Source organism: Collinsella ihumii (assembly GCF_900046475.1).
Lineage (GTDB): Bacteria > Actinomycetota > Coriobacteriia > Coriobacteriales > Coriobacteriaceae > Collinsella > Collinsella ihumii.
In genome coordinates this window covers 221,663-238,382 of sequence record NZ_FCOU01000003.1, presented here as the reverse complement: position 1 = coordinate 238,382, position 16,720 = coordinate 221,663, and the positions used below count along the sequence as shown (strand labels likewise).

General features: G+C 63.6%; 16 protein-coding genes. 5 read left to right on the top strand and 11 right to left on the bottom strand.

Annotated elements, in window-relative coordinates:
- Positions 1-247 precede the first annotated feature (247 nt).
- The 3 genes from BN3789_RS02345 to BN3789_RS02335 form a co-directional block, all read right to left on the bottom strand.
- Positions 248-817 carry an ATP-binding cassette domain-containing protein gene (locus BN3789_RS02345; protein WP_079989031.1) on the bottom strand — a complete coding sequence of 190 codons (570 nt, stop codon included), beginning with the start codon at positions 815-817 and terminating at the stop codon, positions 248-250.
- 66 nt (positions 818-883) lie between these two features.
- On the bottom strand, positions 884-1,708 hold the full coding sequence (locus BN3789_RS02340; protein WP_147569502.1) for an ABC transporter permease: 825 nt from the start codon (positions 1,706-1,708) through the stop codon (positions 884-886).
- Between the two features lie 114 nt (positions 1,709-1,822).
- Positions 1,823-2,911, bottom strand: a complete 1,089-nt coding sequence (locus BN3789_RS02335) for an ABC transporter substrate-binding protein (protein WP_066829464.1) — start codon at positions 2,909-2,911, stop codon at positions 1,823-1,825.
- A gap of 168 nt (positions 2,912-3,079) precedes the next feature.
- Here BN3789_RS02335 and BN3789_RS02330 point away from each other — a divergent pair, with 168 nt between their 5' ends.
- A complete protein-coding gene (locus tag BN3789_RS02330) occupies positions 3,080-4,705 on the top strand; it encodes a 4Fe-4S dicluster domain-containing protein (RefSeq protein ID WP_066829462.1) in 1,626 nt (541 codons plus the stop codon).
- A gap of 160 nt (positions 4,706-4,865) precedes the next feature.
- On the opposite strand, the gene BN3789_RS02325 is transcribed toward BN3789_RS02330, so the two are convergent.
- Positions 4,866-6,167, bottom strand: coding sequence for an ATP-binding protein (locus BN3789_RS02325; protein WP_066829460.1), 1,302 nt, complete (start codon positions 6,165-6,167; stop codon positions 4,866-4,868).
- On the bottom strand, positions 6,164-7,831 hold the full coding sequence (locus BN3789_RS02320; RefSeq protein ID WP_066829457.1) for a TerB N-terminal domain-containing protein: 1,668 nt from the start codon (positions 7,829-7,831) through the stop codon (positions 6,164-6,166). The genes BN3789_RS02325 and BN3789_RS02320 overlap by 4 nt, the downstream gene beginning before the upstream one ends.
- A gap of 317 nt (positions 7,832-8,148) precedes the next feature.
- Between BN3789_RS02320 and BN3789_RS02315 the strand changes: the two genes are divergently transcribed.
- Together BN3789_RS02315 and BN3789_RS02310 are read left to right on the top strand one after the other, a co-directional pair.
- Positions 8,149-8,412: a transposase gene (locus BN3789_RS02315; RefSeq protein WP_066829455.1), complete on the top strand. Its 264-nt coding sequence runs from the start codon at positions 8,149-8,151 to the stop codon at positions 8,410-8,412.
- A gap of 177 nt (positions 8,413-8,589) precedes the next feature.
- Complete coding sequence (locus tag BN3789_RS02310) at positions 8,590-8,976, top strand: hypothetical protein (RefSeq protein ID WP_066829454.1); 387 nt, start codon at positions 8,590-8,592, stop codon at positions 8,974-8,976.
- A 907-nt stretch (positions 8,977-9,883) separates the two neighbouring features.
- Here the strand turns inward: BN3789_RS02310 and BN3789_RS02305 are convergent.
- The 6 genes from BN3789_RS02305 to BN3789_RS02275 form a co-directional block, all read right to left on the bottom strand.
- Positions 9,884-10,180, bottom strand: coding sequence for a hypothetical protein (locus tag BN3789_RS02305; protein WP_147569499.1), 297 nt, complete (start codon positions 10,178-10,180; stop codon positions 9,884-9,886).
- A gap of 203 nt (positions 10,181-10,383) precedes the next feature.
- Entirely contained in the window at positions 10,384-10,662 is a 279-nt protein-coding gene (locus tag BN3789_RS02300; RefSeq protein WP_147569497.1) for a transposase, read from the bottom strand.
- A gap of 263 nt (positions 10,663-10,925) precedes the next feature.
- Positions 10,926-11,225, bottom strand: a complete 300-nt coding sequence (locus tag BN3789_RS02295) for a transposase (RefSeq protein ID WP_324608422.1) — start codon at positions 11,223-11,225, stop codon at positions 10,926-10,928.
- A 114-nt stretch (positions 11,226-11,339) separates the two neighbouring features.
- On the bottom strand, positions 11,340-12,005 hold the full coding sequence (locus tag BN3789_RS13145; protein ID WP_324608421.1) for an ATP-binding protein: 666 nt from the start codon (positions 12,003-12,005) through the stop codon (positions 11,340-11,342).
- Positions 12,006-12,098: 93 nt separating this feature from the next.
- Positions 12,099-13,661 (bottom strand): IS21 family transposase, encoded by a 1,563-nt coding sequence (istA, locus tag BN3789_RS02285; protein WP_066829446.1) that lies wholly within the window; start codon positions 13,659-13,661, stop codon positions 12,099-12,101.
- A gap of 767 nt (positions 13,662-14,428) precedes the next feature.
- Complete coding sequence (locus BN3789_RS02275; RefSeq protein WP_066829442.1) at positions 14,429-15,091, bottom strand: hypothetical protein; 663 nt, start codon at positions 15,089-15,091, stop codon at positions 14,429-14,431.
- 568 nt (positions 15,092-15,659) lie between these two features.
- Here BN3789_RS02275 and BN3789_RS12255 point away from each other — a divergent pair.
- Both BN3789_RS12255 and BN3789_RS02265 read left to right on the top strand, forming a co-directional pair.
- On the top strand, positions 15,660-16,292 hold the full coding sequence (locus BN3789_RS12255) for a transposase (RefSeq protein WP_079989030.1): 633 nt from the start codon (positions 15,660-15,662) through the stop codon (positions 16,290-16,292).
- Positions 16,178-16,714 (top strand): IS3 family transposase, encoded by a 537-nt coding sequence (locus tag BN3789_RS02265; RefSeq protein WP_411431519.1) that lies wholly within the window; start codon positions 16,178-16,180, stop codon positions 16,712-16,714. The genes BN3789_RS12255 and BN3789_RS02265 overlap by 115 nt, the downstream gene beginning before the upstream one ends.
- The last annotated feature ends 6 nt before the right edge of the window (positions 16,715-16,720 follow it).

Here is a 16,720-nt window from a genome sequence, read left to right as displayed (position 1 = left end):
GGTTCTTCGCATGCACGGCAGCGGAAGCGTCCGTTCGCATTCCTCAGCGGAGGTTCCGGGGTCAGAAATTGCTGAAAAATCGACGTTGTGGACGGATGGTTTCAGGACGCCCGGAAAAGCGCACGTGCCGCACGGGTGTTACCTGCGGAAACGCCGGCGCTCCACGTGCCGTTTTGGGCGGGTTCGGAATCAAGCCATCCACAACGTCGATTTTTCAGCAAAACTGCGGCTCGGAACCGCCGCTCTCCTATGAGATGGCAAGAATCTTGCCGCCGAGAGCCAGGGCGTCCTGCTTGTCATGGGTGCTGATGATGAGGGGTCGCCCGTCGAGATGGCGCGTGACGAATGCGAGCGCCTCCTGATGCGTCTTGCCGTCCAGACCCGTAAACGGTTCATCGAGGAGCACGACGTCGGCGTCGGCGGCAAGGGCGCGCACGAGCTCGACGCGGCGGCGCTGACCTCCTGAAAGCTCCCGGACGGGTGATCCAAGAGCGTCTTGGGGCAAAAGCTCGGCCAGCATGGCGCGCGCGTTGCGCTCGCGCGGCGCGAACAGGCGAACGTTCTCCTCGGGCGTCAAATCGTCCACCAGGCGCGTTTCCTGGAACACGGCGGCAAAGCGGGTCTCATCCGGTATGGACAGGTTTCCCGAGACGGGAGAAAGCAGCCCCGTGATGGTGGAGAGCATGGTGGTCTTGCCGGCGCCCGAAGATCCCATCAGGCAGAGGATCTCCCCCGGAGCGACCTCAAAATCAACGGCTCTGCATGCGGCCGTGCCGGCGTGGCCGGCGCGCAGCTGCCGCGCGACGATGGGAGGCATAGGTGGACGGGTGTGTGGTTGGGGGCTAGGGGTGGAGGGCGGATCCCTGCCGCGAGTGCCTGTCTCTTATACACATCTAGATGTGTATAAGAGAGTGCGCCTGTCCTGATGCAGGGCCGCCCAGCGCCCGGCGGCGGGCCAGCATGCGTTGAGCGCCGAGAGCACCGCGCGCTCGAACACCCAGGCGACCAGCACGACCACGATGGTCCAGGCAAACAGGTCTGCCGTCTCGAGCAGCAGCTTCGCCTGGTAGATGCGCTCGCCGATTGATCCGTCCGGCACGCCGATCAACTCGGCCGCCACGCCGGCCTTCCAGCTCATGGGCAGCACGGTGGCGCTCGCCGCAACAAGATAGGGCATGACCCCGGGTACGACGTGCGCCAGCAGGCGCGTGCGCGCGTCGGCGCGATAGAGGCAGAACAGCTCCTCCATCTGCGGATCGAGCTCGTCGAGCCCTTTCAGCACGGGGAAGTAGATGCCGGGCAGCGCCATGAGGAACACGGCGATGGCGCTCACGTTGCGCGAGCCGAACCAGATGAGCAGCACGACGACCACGCAGGCGACGGGCGTGCTCTTGATGGCGGAGAGCGCGGGCGCGGCAAGCGTGCGCACGAGGGCCCACCGCCGCGCCGCGGCGGCAAGCGCGATGGCGAGGGCGTAGGCGACTGCGGTGCCTGCGGCGATCCGGAAGAATGAAAACGCGATCTGCCCCCAGAACGCCGCGGTGGGCGCGAGGCGCGCGAGCGCGCGCAGGGCATCGAGCGGGCCGGCCAAGATGAACTCGCTTGCGACCGCCATGCTCGCAAGCTGCCACACGACGATCCAGAAGAGCACGGCGAGCATGCCGGAAAGCCTTCGGGGCAAGGTGTTCTGCGTGGTCGTGCGGCTCAAGGGTCGATGCCTCCAAATGGCTTTGGGATAGAGAGAGGGGGCCGGTGGTTCCAGCCCCCAAGCAAGGCGACCGCCCCTGCACGGTTCGGACGGGCGGCCTGCGGGTTTGTGCGGTTACACGTCGATGGAGAAGTAGAAATTGTCCTCCGGCATGGTGCCGCCGACCGCCTCGGGGCTCGCGGCGTGAAGCACCTCGAGGTATCCGGACAGCGCATCTTTCATCTCCTCGCCGGTGAGGCAGACGAGATGGCAGTTGGGGATGGCCGCCTCCGCGACGGCCTCGGACTCGATGATGCCCGCTTCGACCACGAGCGGAGCCGCGGCGGCAGGGTCGTCGTTGACCGTGGCGACAGAGGCCGCCTGCGCGGTCAGGAACTCGACAACCGCCTGCTCGTGCGCCTCGGCGAACTCGCGGCGCACCACGGTCACGCCGGTGACCATCTGGCTGCCCTCGTCGGCGTACCGTGCCCACACGTCGGTCAGGTCGACCGGCGCGTTCAGCGCATCGTTCTTGGCGAGCGCGGCGGTCACGAACGGCTGGGGCAGCACGCCCACGGCGGATGCGTCGGCGGCCAGCGTGCTGACGACCTCGGTCGCTTCGCTCTTGAACTCGAGCGTGACGGAGTCGGCGATGCCGGCGGCGTTCAACAGGTAGTTCATGGTGTACTCGGGGGTCGTCCCCTTGCCGGTGAGATAGACGGTGCGGCCGGCAAGATCCTCGAAGGAGGTGACGGACGCGTCTCCGGTCACCACGGACAGCACGCCGAGCGTGTTGATGTCGATGCACGCGATGCCCTGCTCGGTCTTGTTATACAGGACGGAGGCGGCGTTCGCCGGGATGAGGGCGATGTCGATATCGCCCTTGATGACTTGCGGCAGGATCTCGTCCGCGGCCTTGTAGATATTGAACGTGTAGGTGTTGTCGTAGCACTCGGCGTCCTTGGCGAGCTCCATGAAGGAGACGAGGCCGATGGACGTGGGGCCGGAGAGGGACGCGACGCGGACCTCGACGCTCTCGACGGGCTCTTCCTCGGCGCTTCCTGCGGCGCTCGAGGAGCTTCCGGTCGATGTCGAGCCGGCGCCGGCCGTGGAGTCGGAGCACCCGGCGAGAGCGGCGACGGCGCCGGTGACGCCCATGCCCGCTGCAGCGAGGAAGGTTCGGCGGCCCATCGGAATCCTGAGCTGCTCGGATATGCGTTTCATGGTGAGACCTCGATTCTTTGCATATGGTACTTCGGCACACACGATACCCGTGCGCGTGCATGTTGCGTGCACTATTTTGCGAATCCTTGCGTCAAAGTACGGACAAAACGCAGGGTTCAATTATAAAATATGGGCACGCCTGACAAACGTCCGAGAGGGGACAACTATATGAGCAACTCCATGCGAGGTGTGTACACGAACATCACCAAGATTCGTCGTACCGTCTTCAAAGAGGTCGCGCGCATCGCCTACCAGGGCGGCGTCGACGTCGATGGCGACGGTGTGGTCGATACCGATGATTACGGCTGGGTCGACAACCTGCCCTACGAGATCATTCCGGGCGATGTCGCGACGTACCGCGAGAGCGTGTTCATCGAGCGCGCCGTCGTGGGCGAGCGCATCCGCTTGGCGATGGGCCTGCCCCTGCAGGGTGTCGATAAGCCCGCGATGCTTTCCGAGGGCGTGGCCGAGGCCGCGAAGCCCGAGACCTATTACGAGCCGCCGCTGATCAACGTCATCAGCTTCGCGTGCAACGCCTGCGAGGACAACGTCTACCGCGTGAGCGATGCGTGCCAGGGCTGCATGGCGCATCCCTGCCGCGAGATCTGCCCCAAGGGCGCGATCTCCTTTGTGGACGGCAAGGCCCACATCGACCAGTCCAAGTGCATCAAGTGCGGCCGCTGCGCCTCCGTGTGCCCGTACTCGGCCATCCACCACTACGAGCGCCCCTGCGCCGCCGCCTGCGGCATGAACGCCATCGGCTCCGATGAGCAGGGCCGCGCCAAGATCGACTACGACAAGTGCGTCTCCTGCGGCCAGTGCCTCGTGAACTGCCCGTTCGGCGCCATCGCCGACAAGAGCCAGATCTTCCAGGTTATCCACGCCATCCGTGAGGGCGAGGAGGTCATCGCCGAGGTCGCCCCGGCCTTCGTCGGCCAGTTCGGCGGCAAGGGCAACGTCGACAAGTTGCGCCAGGCGTTCAAGGAGCTCGGCTTCTCCGGCATGGAGGAGGTCGCGCTCGGCGCCGACCTGTGCGCCGTGCAGGAGGCCGGCGACTTCATCGAGGAGGTCCCCGACAAGATGCCGTTCATGGGCACCTCCTGCTGCCCCGCCTGGTCGGTCATGGCCAAGATGGAGTTCCCCGAGCATGCCGAGTGCATCTCGATGGCGCTCACGCCCATGACGCTGACCGCGCGCCTGATCCGCAAGCAGCACCCCAACGCCAAGATCGTGTTCGTCGGCCCCTGCTCCGCAAAGAAGCTCGAGGCGCAGCGCAAGTCCGTCAAGTCCGAAGTCGATTTCGTCCTCACCTTCGAGGAGATGGCGGGCATGATGGAGGCCAAGGACATCGACTACACCAAGCTCGCCGGTGAGGGCTCGAGCGACTTCGAGGTCGCGTCCACCGACGGCCGCAACTTCGCCGTCGCCGGCGGCGTCGCCAACGCCGTGGTGAACGCCATCCATCGCGACGACCCGTCGCGCGTCGTCAAGGTCGCCAACGCCGAGGGCCTCGACAACTGCCGCAAGATGATGAAGGACGCCGTCAAGGGCAAGTACGACGGCTACCTGCTCGAGGGCATGGCATGCCCGGGCGGCTGCGTGGCCGGTGCCGGCACGCTGCAGTCCATCACCAAGACCGCGGCCATGGTGAAGGCCTACGCCAAGAAGTCCCCGCACAAGAACGCGCCGGACGACCAGTACATCGATTGGATCCCGGAGCTCGAGCGCCCCGAGGACGGCCAGCATGTCGATGCGGTCGCCGAGGCCCACGACGCGCTGAAGCCCGTCGAGTAGCCTGTAATCCGTCGCTGGATATGAACGCGGCCGGTCCCTCGGGGCCGGCCGTTTTTTTGCGGCCTCACTCCGTGCAAGCCGGGGACGCACCTTCCGCGTGCATGCATGCACGCGGAAGGTGCGTCCCCGGCTTGCACGGAGTGAGGCGATCGGTGTTTCCCTAGATGGTGAACTCTGCGAAGGGGGCGTCCCCGCCTGCGTCTGCGGGCTTTCCCGCATCCGTCACGGCGCCCTCGTCTCGCAGGAGGTTCGAGATGTCCATCTCCGGGTTCTGGAACGCGATGTCGAGCAGCTCGATGAAGTCGCGAATGACCTCGCGCGGCGTCAGGTGCGAATCGGCGCCCACGCGGCCGAACTCGATCTGCAGAAACGCGGCGAGGTCCTCGTCGGTGATCGTGCTCGTGTAGCCAAAGTACCCGGCGTGGATCTGCCCCAGCTTCTCGATCAGCACGAGCAGCTCCTCGTAGGTGAGCGGGTGCAGGCGGATGATGGGCGCCAGCATGTCGCGCATGTCCTCGCGGGCGAACCGCCCCTGGGTGAGGCGGCTGCGCAGCGCCTCGTAGGAGAACACGCCGCGGCGCCGGTCCTCGATCGACGTCGGCGTTCCGCCCATGATGATGCCCAGGTAGTGCGCCTTGCCCTGCAGCGTGTCGTTGTACATCGTGAGGATCTTCTCGTAGTTGTACTGCCGGGTGATGGCGTTCGGGATCTTGTACAGGTTCACGAGCTCGTCGATGAGCACGAGCATGCCGCGATACCCCGCGCCGCGCAGGAACGCGGCGATGAGCTTGATGTAGTCGTACCAGTCGTCGTCGGTGATGATGACGGAGGTCCCCAGCTCGGATTTCGCCTCGGTCTTGGTGCGGAATTCCCCGCGCAGCCACCGCGAGACGCTCGATTTCGTCTCCTCGTCGCCCTCGATGCTCGCTCGGTAGTAGCGCACGAGCATACGGGCGAAATCGAACCCGTGGACGAGCTCCTCGAGGCCGGCCACGGACGCGCGGGCGCGCGCCTCGCCATCCGTCTCACCCTCGGCGTTCACGTTCGCGACCCAGCGGTCGAGGATGAGGCCGAGCGCGCCCCCTTCGGGTCGCGTCTTGGTCGAAAGGTTGCGGATGAGCTCGCGGTAGGTGGCCAGACCCTGGCCCTGGCCGCCCTGAAGCCGGCGCTCGGGCGACAGGTCCGCGTCGGCGACCACGAAGTTCTCGCCCATGGCATGGGTGCGGATGGTCTGGAGCAGAAAGCTCTTGCCGGCGCCGTAGCGGCCGACCAAAAAGCGGAACGAGGCCCCACCGTCGGCGATGAGGTCGAGGTCGGTCAGAAGCGCGCGGATCTCCACCTCGCGGCCCACGGTGATATAGGGCAGGCCGATGCGCGGTACGACGCCGCCTTTCAGGGAGTTCAGGATGACGGCGGCCACGCGCTTGGGCACGCGCGGGGCAGATGATGCGGTATCGCTCATGCGAGCAACTCCTCCAGGTCTTCTCGGTAGTCTTCCACGACGGTCGGGCCGGATTCGCCGAATTCGACGACCGTGTCCCCGATCAGGTCGAACGCCGTCTCGTTGATGGCGTCGACGAGCAGGTCCTCAGGGGTCTCGCGCACCGCCTCGGCGCGCGCTTGGGGATCGTTGGCGAGCAGTGCGCGCAGGTAGGCCGCCTGCGCAGGCGGGAAGGGGGAGGAGCCGTCCGCCGCATCGTGCGCCGCCTGCGCGGGGGCAGGGCCCGCGACGGGCGCGCGGGGCGCCGAGGGCACCTCTCGCGTTGCGACCGGCTCCGTGGCCGGCTCGGCTTGGGCTGGCTCGGCCGGCGGGACGTCTTCGCGCTCCTCGTCGATCAGGAGCGCCTCCCTCGTCTCGGCCGCCGCGCTGCGGATGCCGGAGAGCTTCGTGAGGTCGATGTCGATGCGACGGGGCGCATGCGAGCGCTCCCACAGCTCCCAGGCGTCGATCTCCCGCTCGATGATCTGCTCGAGATACCTCGGGATCTTCTCGTCTTTCAGCTGGTGCGCGCATCCCTTGCGCACCCGCATGAGCCGGTCGACGGCGCGCATCGCCTCGCCCAGCTTGCTGCTGCGGGAGCGGCTGCCGTGCACGCGCTCGCAGGTCCACAGTCCACCCTCGCAGGTGAAGCGGGACAGCGGGGTGAGATCGACGACGACGTCGGGATGAGGGGTTTTGGCAAAGAACACCGCCGAGGCGAACATGGTGTAGGGCAGCCGGGCGCGCGACCCGAAGAGGCTCTCGATGAGGCCGCACTTGCGGTGCTTGTCGTAGTAGCGGACCAGCTGGACATAGGTGGCGCAGGCGACGTGGCGCAGGCCTTCGGGCTGCTCGCGGTACATGCGCGATGTTCCGATGCGGTAGGTCGACAGCGCCTCGACGGCGCGAAGCATCCGGTCCTCGAACCCGGCATCGACGGGCAACAGCGCGCCGGACGCCTTGGCCGACTTCTTGCCGCGCACGGCGGCTTGGGGCCGCGCCAGGGCGATCTCGGTCACGGCTTGGAGCTCGATGAGCAGGCGGTCGAACGCCACGTTCTTCTGATCGGCGACGAGCTGGGGGTCGAGGCCGTGGTAGACGACGTAGTCTTGCAGCCAGACGCGCGCATAGCGGTCGATTTCGGGTGCGAAGGCGCGGTAGGCGTCCCAAAACGCCTTGAACTTCCCGAACCCGTCGAGAGGGTCCGCCACGCCGATGCCGCACAGCAGCTCGTACAGGTAGACATAGGCGAACGAGAGGGAGGTCTCCTCGATGCTCCCGCGGCGCACGGCGGCGCGCCAGGTGAAATAGCCGCGTAGCTGCCGATCGCTCATGGCGTTGTAGGTGGGGTAGAACGACTTGAACGTGCCGTGGTAGGGGCAATCGTCCTCGAAGTCCTCCATGAAGATGCCCTGGCGATAGAACAGCTCGGCTTCGGAGAGCCAGCGTCCGCGCGAGCCGTCGCCGTCCTGCTGCCACCGGGAGATGGCGCGCATCTCGCGATACCGGTCGGGAAGATAGGTGGCCATCTGGCGTGCGGTGGTGAGGATCGGCTCGGAGGTGTAGATGCGGTCGGAGAAGTGCGAGCTGCGACGCAGCTTCTCGTCGTTCATGATCTGGTCGATGATTCGCTGGACGTCTGCCATCTCGCCCTCCTCTCGTCTGCCTGCTGTCGATTGCGGTAGTACTCCATTCTACCATATAAGCAAACAAACGTTCGGGGGGGGCGTGCATATCGGTGGCAACCGCGGTGCAAGGGGCTGCAACATAAGGTCCCTAAGCAATTGAGGGGCCCGCGTCCCGCGCGGGCCCCTCCCGTATGCCCCGCAAGGCCGCCGAGGGCATGGCCATGAAGGGTAGAAATGGCCATCTACCTGCGGTTATTGTATAATTGAGGCGTCGACCGGAGAATGGAGGACGCCATGCCCGAGCCCAGGTTCCGCCCCTCCGCCAGAACCAGCCGATGCTGCTGCCGCCCGACGTCTCCGACCTGATCCCGGAGAACGCGATGGCGCGCCTCGTCGACGCGATCGTGGAGCGCATGGACCGCCGCCTGCTCGAGTCCCTCTACCCCGGAGGCGGCGCCCCGGCCCACGACCCGTCGATGATGCTGAAGGTCGTCCTGTTCTGCTACGTGCAGCTAAAAGCAGCACAATGCAGCGCAAAGAACCGCAAATCGACGGATGCGGTCTTTTCGGTTTCGGCATCCCGCCACACATCGACATGACAGCCATCTGGAACCAGGCGTCGCCACGCAAAGCAGACTGCAAAATGACCGCAAAGCACTGCATTATTTAGCGGCCTCTTGGCGCAAATCAACCGCAAAGACAGTAATATCGCAGGTAAACGCAATAAGCGCGGTTCTGACAATTAGCATTATGTCAACAAGGACGGGGAGGTGCCGATGTCGACCATCAAGCAGATCGCCAACGGCCTCGGCGTCACGAAGCCGATCGTGACGGCCAGGCTGAAGGACCTCAAGCTCTGGGAGACGCGTGTGTCCAAAAGCGGACAGGCGTACATCGTCGACGACTTCGCGGCATCGGCCGTCGCGGACGCAATCGGGAAAACGTCGCAGGACACCACAGAGCCGCCGACAATGGGATTTGGGGACGGAGGCGCAGATGCGTACCGGGTCGCGATAAAGGCCCTTAAAACGGCTCTCAGCGCCTCGCACGTGCAGCTGGCCGCCATCGCGCGCCAGCTCGAGGCGAAAGACGAGCAGATACGGTCACTTACCGCAGAGGTGTCGGCCATGCAGGCCACGATCGACCGGCTGTCATCGAGGTAGTGGCTCGACCGTCTTCTCGGAAGAGGCCTGCCGCCGGCTGACGGCAGGTAGCAGAGAGCTCTAACGGCACCATGACGATACCTGCACCACGGGCGCACTTTACAACGAAAAGATGGTTGAGGGACGCGCCGCTCCACTCGATAGGTGCCGGACAATGTTATGGGTGTTTTAACAAATGCTGAAATAATCCCATTCGCCTTCAATTTTGCAACGCCCGCCGAGCGCTATCCATCTTTTCATGGAAGAGGTGGATAGCCCCTGTGAAAATGCTAACATGGATCAACATGAACGGGAGATTACAATGTCAAACTTGTTCACAAGAAGATCATTGGTCAAAACCGTCGGTTTGGCGGCAGCTGGATTGATTCTTAACCCTCTAAGGGCCAATGCCTATCAAGGTTCAACTGTTCCGTTCAGCGAAGAGAATGCGATAAAGATAGCGAAGAATTATCAAGTAGGTTTATTCAATCGATAACGACTGGGGATGCATATTGACAGTAGACGCCTTGGCTACCGACGGAGTCGCTCACGCAGCGGCGGTAGAGGGCTACTTAAGAACTATTGAACCTGCCGGCAACCAGGGCTGGTATATGTGCGTTTACGATGGTTGGTACGCCAGCGGTCGATATCTGAGCTTGTCTCCACATGACGGATCAGACTTCAATCTTGGCGCTCATATCTTTAAGTAGATGAGATCATAGACTATGAAAAATAAATTACTAATCTTTATTTTAATATTATTAGTATTTACTTTTCTTATCTTGTCAAACGCATTCATTCCGGAATACCGCTTTGAGTGTAATCCGGAACAAGTTACAAGCCCCTCTGCCATGCCGAGGGGCTTGTACGATGATTTATAAGAAATATTATAGTATATATTAATGTTATAACGTCCCTATTCTGCTTCTTAGAACAGATCGGCGGTCGCGACCGACGAGGCCAAGGCGTCCGCGACCGACAGGGTCGCCGCAGCCGAGGCCAAGGCCGAGGCCGAGACCGCGCGCAGGCGCGGGTCGACACGCTGGCGGCCGGGCTCGACAAGGCGCACGCGGCCCTGAGCGCGGCCGAGCGCGGCGCGGACGCTGCCACGGCGAGGGCCGAGGCGCTGGACGCCCAGGTCGCCCAGCTTGTCGAGCAGGTGCGCGGCCTGATGCGCCTCGCCTCCGGCGAGGCCAAGGGCGAGTAGGCGGCCACCATGGGACACTGGCGCATTTGCACCGAAACGGAAACCGCCGGACTGCATCGGGGGGGTGTTCCTATAGTCTTGTCAAGCATTTTTCTGCATAGTCTGACGGGCACCCGGGCCATGCGGCGTCAGCGCCCGCGCTGCAGGGCGCCCCACCGTCCGCTGTCACCCCACGGGCTATGCGGGGACGTACGGCCTCCTGTCCCGCATGATCGCGTAGATCACCTGTGGTGGTTCTGCTGGGAGGAGCAGGCCAGGCGCTCCGACGCGACGAGGGAGGGGATGCTCCGCGCCCACGTCTCGACCTTCAGCATCATCGACGGGTCGTGCGCGGGCGCGCCGCCGCCCGGGTAGAGAGACTCCAGCAGGCGCCGGTCCATGCGCCCGACGATCGCGTCGACGAGCCGCGCCATCGAGTTCGCGGGGATGAGCTCAGAGATGTCGGGCGGCAGCAGCATCGGCTGGTTCTGGCGGCAGGAGCGGAACCTGGGCTCGGGCATGGCGTCCTCCATTCTCCGGTCGCCGCCTCCATTTTACCATAATCGCAGGTAGATAGCTATTTCCACCCTTCATGGCAATGCCATCGGCGGCCTTGCGGGGCATACGGGAGGGCCCGCGCGGGACGCGGGCCCCTCAATTGCTTAGGGACCTTATGATACAGCCCCCTTTAGTATCGCCCCATAGGGGCTTTTTACCACGGCGGCGGGGCCGCGGCGGGCCGGTGGCCGTTACGTCACGCCGCCGATCGGCGGCTCCCCGTCACCTACTCGATCCGGCTGCCGTCCTCCTGGTTCCGGATGTACCTCCTGATCACCGACCCGTTCAGGCCGACGGTGCTCACGCAGCAGCCCCTGGCCCGCAGAGTCCTGTCCCTGCCCGCGGCCCGTCGCCATTCCGGGCGCCTCTCGTGCAGGATTATCGAGCTCTTGCCCTTCAGCTTCCCGACGACGTCGCCGGCGCTCAGCTTGGGGGCGATCCTCAGGCATATGTGGATGTGGCCGGGGCAGGCGGACCCCTCCGCCATCTCGACGCCGTCCATGCGCTCCGCAAGCGCCCTCGGTATCTCTCTGAGTATTCGTCCGCAGAGAAGCCACTAAATATTGCCAACTGGAGCCGGGGGTATTGCGCGTGAGAGCCGGGCGCGGTGCCGCAGGGAGCCGCGCCCGGCATCAGCTCGTCAGCCGGATCCGCTGCCGAGCTTCCTCCTCATGTTGAGCTCGCCCATCTCGACCCACGCGGTGCCGTGCACGATGCGGTCCATGATCGCGTCGGCGTGCACGCCGCCCCCGAGCCGCGCGTGCCAGTCCTTCTGCCTGAACTGGGTGCAGAGAACCGTCGAGCACGAGCCGTAGCGCGCCTCCATGAGCTCGAGCAGGAAGCCCCGGAACAGCTCGCCGGGGCGGTCGAGCAGCCACTCGTCCAGCACGAGCACCTGGAAGGCGGCGTACTTGCGGGTGAGCTTGCGCTCGCCGCCCGTTCGCTCGCGCGCCTCGCGCCACGCCTCCTCGAGGTCGGGGCAGCGTATGTAGCAGGCGCGCATCCGTCGCTGGCAGGCGGCCTTCGCGAGCGCGCAGGCCAGGTAGGTCTTCCCCGTGCCCGTCGGCCCCTGGAGCACGACGTTCTGGCCGCGCTCGGCGAACCCGCGGGTCGAAGAGGTCGTGCGTGAGACCGAGCAGGCCGGGAGACCCCGCGCTCCTCCGAGAAGTCTATGGAGCGCACGTCCGCCTCGGGATAGCGCAGGCCCGCGCGCTTGGTGAGGTTGCGCACCTTGGACGTCAAGAAGGACGAGTGGGCCTCGTCCACGGCCATCTGCACGCGCTCGGCGCAGGTCATGCCCATGCACATGCCCTCGTCCTGCGCCGCGAAGGCGTCGAGCAGGTCGGATGCGCCCATGTCGCGCAGCTTGCGCCTGGTCTCCACGGAGAGGTCCATCTCCCTACACCTCCCCGTAGAAGTCCGCGCCCCGGACGTATCCGGCCTCGTCCTCGCCCGGCCCGCCGTCGTCGCCCGCCCGGGCGTCGGCGAGCCTGTCCTGGTTGCTCCTGAGTATCGGCTCCACATCCCGGTAGCGCGGTGAGCGCCTCCCCGTCGCCAGCGCCATCTCGCACGCCCTCTCGAGCCGCGGGGCGGAGTACTTGTGCGAGAGCCTCAGCACCGCGAGCGCGGCGTTGAACCCCTGCTCCTCGAACTCCACGGACTGGAATATCCGCTCGACGACGCCGGCGCACGACGGGCCGACCCTCTCCGCCCAGCGCCGGATTCGCCCGGCGTCCCAGTCCGAGTACGACCCCCCGTCCGGCAGGTCGGCCTCGTGCGTCGAGTACCTGTTGCGCGCGTATGCCGGGAACAGCGGGTGGGTCGCGAGCCGCTCTCCGCCCAGGAAGACCTCGACGGTGGACTCAGTGACGCGCAGGTCGACCGTCCTGCCGACGGCGAGATGGGTCACCGAGTAGAAGTTGCGCTTGTACGACACGTGGCAGTTGCGCTGGACCTTGCGCCCGTACACCCACTCGCAGACCTCGTAGGGGACGGCCGGCAGCGGCCTCAGGAGCGGGCGTTCCTGCTCCTCGAAGACCTGCCTCCGCGTGCCCTCCCGTTTGGAGAAGGGGCGGGAGTTGTGCTCGTCGACCTTCTTCCTGACGGCCTCCTTGAGCGCGCCGAAGTCCGTGAAGACCGTTTCGCGCAGCGCCGCTATCACCTCGGTGGCCGCCTGCCACACCTCGTTCTCCACGCTGGGCTTGTCGCGCGGCCTCCTCACGCGCGCGGGCATCACCGCCGCCCCGTAATGGGCTGCCATCTCCCGGTATGCGTCGTTGATGACGACCTCGCCCTCGCGGGGATGGCGCTTGACGCCCGTCTTGAGGTTGTCCGGCACGATGCAGGGAGCCGCGCCGCCGAAGTAGCCGAATGCGTGCACGTGGCAGCGAAGCCATGTATCCTGCTTCATGTCGAGCGTCGGCTCGACCCACGACATGCGGCTGAAGGGCAGGCAGGCCACGAACAGGTAGACCTTGGAGACCTCGCCCGTCGCCGGGTCGACGACCGCCATCGTCGGCCCGGCCCAGTCGACCTCCATGATCCTTCCCGCCTTGTGCCCGACGCGGCTCACGACGCTTTTCCTCACGGTGAACTCGCGGTAGCGCTTGCAGAAGCGGTCGTAACCCATCGACGCCTCGCCCCTCGCGGAGCACGCGTCCCGGTACTCGGCGTGCAGGCGCTTGAGCGTCACCCCGTCGCGGGCGAGCTCCCTGTGGATGCGCCCCCAGTCGGGATCGGGGTAGACGGTGGCCTCGTGCGCCCTCTCGGGGAAAAGGCGGTCGTAGACCTCGCGGTCCGAGAGCGGGCGGGCGTCCTCCCACCCGAAGCCCTCCCGCTTGGCCGCGGCGAGCACCGCGGTCACGCTGTTGCGCGACACGCCGAGGGACGCTGCGATGGTGCGCCCCGACAGCCCGGACCCGTCGAGCCTCAAGATGTCCTTGGCCCTGATTCTATTCGCCATGCTGAAAACCTCCTTCGTCTTGACTCCGACATGGCAAGACGAAGGTAGCAGCAGGCGGCTCCCTTGCGAAATATCGATGGCTCTCTATGCCAATATCTGACGTTGGCCACCAGCGGCTCCCATTCGCAATATCGCATGCTCTGAAGCGGGCGATTACTCAATCTCTCCGACCTCCCTTCGCGTCTCCCCGTACAGGACCTTCCTCCTGTACTTCGGTATCCACACGATGCGGCAGGCGCGCCCCCGGCTCGTGTGTGATAAGTTATGCTTGTCCATATGATCCCGTCCTTCCGGACGGCGCAGCCGGCCCGCCAAAATCGTCGGAATATCGATGGTGCGGGTGGGCATGGTTACGAAATCGGTGTGCGCACCATCAATCCACCGACACTGACCAAAGAGAGATTCAAAGGGTCTTGGACTCTATGCCCATGCGAAAAAAGACAAGTCGGCTGTTGAGGCTTATAGGGCAAAAAGTGTGTCCTCTTTAGAGGTGCCGATCTGCGTCGACATCTCTAAAGCGGACACACTTTTTGCCCTATAAGCCGCCGTTGAAGACGGTGCAAAGTAATCCGTCTTCAACGGCAGACTTGTTTGCGATACTGCTTTCTCCAAAAGAACGCTATCGAGAAATCGGTCTCATCTACTTGGCTCTGATGTATTTATACATGCAGACAATGCCAAAAATCATGAACACAATTTTCAGAACGTCAATGCATAGTGACATCAAAAAGGTTCCATATACGGCTAGGAGCTCCATAATCTTACCTTCATTCGGTCGCCCAGAGCGTAATGTGATCAACCGGAACTGTTGCACTTACCGTAAGGCCGGTGCTTGGGTGCGTATACCTAAAATTCGCAAACCCAACTATATGGGCTTTGACGAATTCGTTTCCATATAGATACGTCCTGCTGGTATCAAGCTTTGTCTGCTGCCACGATTCGAGGTTCACGGCATACGAAACATAGCTATAAGCATTATTGATTGAAATGAGGGTTCCAGTTTGCGCGTTGACAGTTGCCTGAACAACGTAGGTGATGTCAGCATAAGCAAGAGCGGGGACTGACGTGGCACGTATGGATTTTGTATACTCTTTACTATATGGCATAGCGCGAAATACTTGTTGATTCTGATTTTGATCCAAATCAACAATATCGACTGTTGCTAGCGCTGCCTGACGAGAAGCCTCTCTAATCTGCTCAATCTCTCGATTGAGGTCGCCAACTGTCAGCTTTGCCTCAGATTCCTGATCGCCGACAACCTCGAATTCGATACCAAAACGCTTATATTCGTTGGTTACGGCATCGATATAATCGCTTGTAGAGAAATATGTTTGTTCGTCTCTATTTTCGGCGAATGCGGCGTGTGGATTAAATAGCAAAGATGAGACTATTAGTGTGAATAATGCTGTAATCCGTATGCGCTTCATCATGTCCCTCCTTTGCCAGAGGTTTGGCTGCTATGCATATTCTCCTTTCGTTAGAAGTTGACCAATATTTAAAAATATGATAGCAATCCTTTTCTCAGTCGGTATTTTATGAATTCCTATTCATCGGTTAATGGGCATTCGAATCGGTAAAAGGTTCGTCACTTATTTCTAGATTCCTGCTAGGACATCGACAATACGTGCGCCATGAAAAATCACTGTCTCCCTATAACGGAAATCGTCGAACATACAGGGGCGCGTGTGGTATGTGGTACCTGGACCTTGCTCTACAAAAACCGGCGTTCATCGGTCTCGGCTTCGGAATCCTGATTGGCCTGTCCTATTTGCGTACGGCCTTATAGTTTTGATAGTGCCTCTGTTAGATCACCGTGGATATGCGGTTACGCCGCCTTGGCCTCCCAGTATCCCCAGAAGGGCTGGGGCTCCGTCTCGAGCGCGTGCCGGCGCGTCTCGTACCTGCCGTTTGAGCTGTACTCTTTTATCGGACAGGGAGTCCCGGGGGCCCGACCCCGGCCATCCCGATCTATAAACTTCCGAAAGAAGGTGCAGGACCATGGGACAGAACCCGGCAAACAAGTACACGCCCGAGTTCCGCAGGGAGACCGCGGACTTCGTCATAGCGTCGGGCAGGCCGATCACCGAGTACTGCCGCGAGCTCGGGCTCAACTCTAAAACCGTGAACGACTGGGTGCTCAAGAGGCGCCGCGAGCTGGGCGAGACGGCTCCCGGGCCGTCCGGCGACCAGGCCGCCGAGCTGCGGTCCGCCAGGAAGCGCATCCGCGAGCTGGAGATGGAGAACGAGTTCCTGAAAAAAAGCCGCGGCCTTCTTCGCCAGGACCCAGGGGTAGCCGAGCGCTACCTTCTGATGGAGGCGGAGAGGGCGAACTTCCCGATAGGCATGATGGCGAGGATGCTGGGCGCTGTCTCTTATACACATCTAGATGTGTATAAGAGCAAGATCAATGCCCATGCGCCGGTCGCCACGCAGTCCGTGGGCGTCAGTGCTGTCTCCTCTACACACGTGGGCCCGCCCGGGTGCGCCGCCGCTTCCGCCCGCCCGTGCCGACGACCGTGCTCGCCGGCGACATCACCTACCTCCGGACCGGCCAGGGGTGGCTCCACCTGGCCGTCGCCATCGACCTCTCCGCCCGCATGGTGGTGGGCTGGTCGATGTCCGAGCGGATGACGGCCGGGCTCGCCGTCTCGGCGCTCGAGATGGCGTGGTCGCGCGGCTACGTGGCCGGGGGCGCCATATTCCACTCCGACCGCGGCTCGCAGTACACGAGCCGGGCACTCGCGGAATGGGCGGCCGCGCACGACGTGAGGCTCTCGGTGGGCCGCACGGGCAGCTGCCACGACAACGCCGTGGCGGAGTCCTTCTTCGCCACCCTCAAGAACGAGATGTGCTCGCTCCGGGGCTGGGCGACCAGGGCGGAGGCCCGGCACGCGGTCGTGGAGTTCATCGAGGCCTACTACAACCGCCAGCGCCCCCACTCCACGATCGGGTACCAGATACCGGCCGAGCGCATGGAGGCCTTCATGTCCCGCATGGAGACGGCCCTCGCGGGGGACGAGGGTCCCCGAGGGGAGGTGCCGTTGGCAGCCTAGAACCGA

Coding starts and splice junctions, on each gene's coding strand:
- BN3789_RS12255 (WP_079989030.1), top strand. CDS start 15,660: ATGGGACAGAACCCGGCAAACAAGTACACGCCCGAGTTCCGCAGGGAG.
- BN3789_RS02310 (WP_066829454.1), top strand. CDS start 8,590: ATGTCGACCATCAAGCAGATCGCCAACGGCCTCGGCGTCACGAAGCCG.
- BN3789_RS02345 (WP_079989031.1), bottom strand. CDS start 817: ATGCCTCCCATCGTCGCGCGGCAGCTGCGCGCCGGCCACGCCGGCACG.
- BN3789_RS02325 (WP_066829460.1), bottom strand. CDS start 6,167: ATGAGCGATACCGCATCATCTGCCCCGCGCGTGCCCAAGCGCGTGGCC.
- BN3789_RS02300 (WP_147569497.1), bottom strand. CDS start 10,662: ATGCCCGAGCCCAGGTTCCGCTCCTGCCGCCAGAACCAGCCGATGCTG.
- BN3789_RS02315 (WP_066829455.1), top strand. CDS start 8,149: ATGCTGCTGCCGCCCGACGTCTCCGACCTGATCCCGGAGAACGCGATG.
- BN3789_RS02330 (WP_066829462.1), top strand. CDS start 3,080: ATGAGCAACTCCATGCGAGGTGTGTACACGAACATCACCAAGATTCGT.
- istA (WP_066829446.1), bottom strand. CDS start 13,661: ATGGCGAATAGAATCAGGGCCAAGGACATCTTGAGGCTCGACGGGTCC.
- BN3789_RS02275 (WP_066829442.1), bottom strand. CDS start 15,091: ATGATGAAGCGCATACGGATTACAGCATTATTCACACTAATAGTCTCA.
- BN3789_RS02320 (WP_066829457.1), bottom strand. CDS start 7,831: ATGGCAGACGTCCAGCGAATCATCGACCAGATCATGAACGACGAGAAG.
- BN3789_RS02335 (WP_066829464.1), bottom strand. CDS start 2,911: ATGAAACGCATATCCGAGCAGCTCAGGATTCCGATGGGCCGCCGAACC.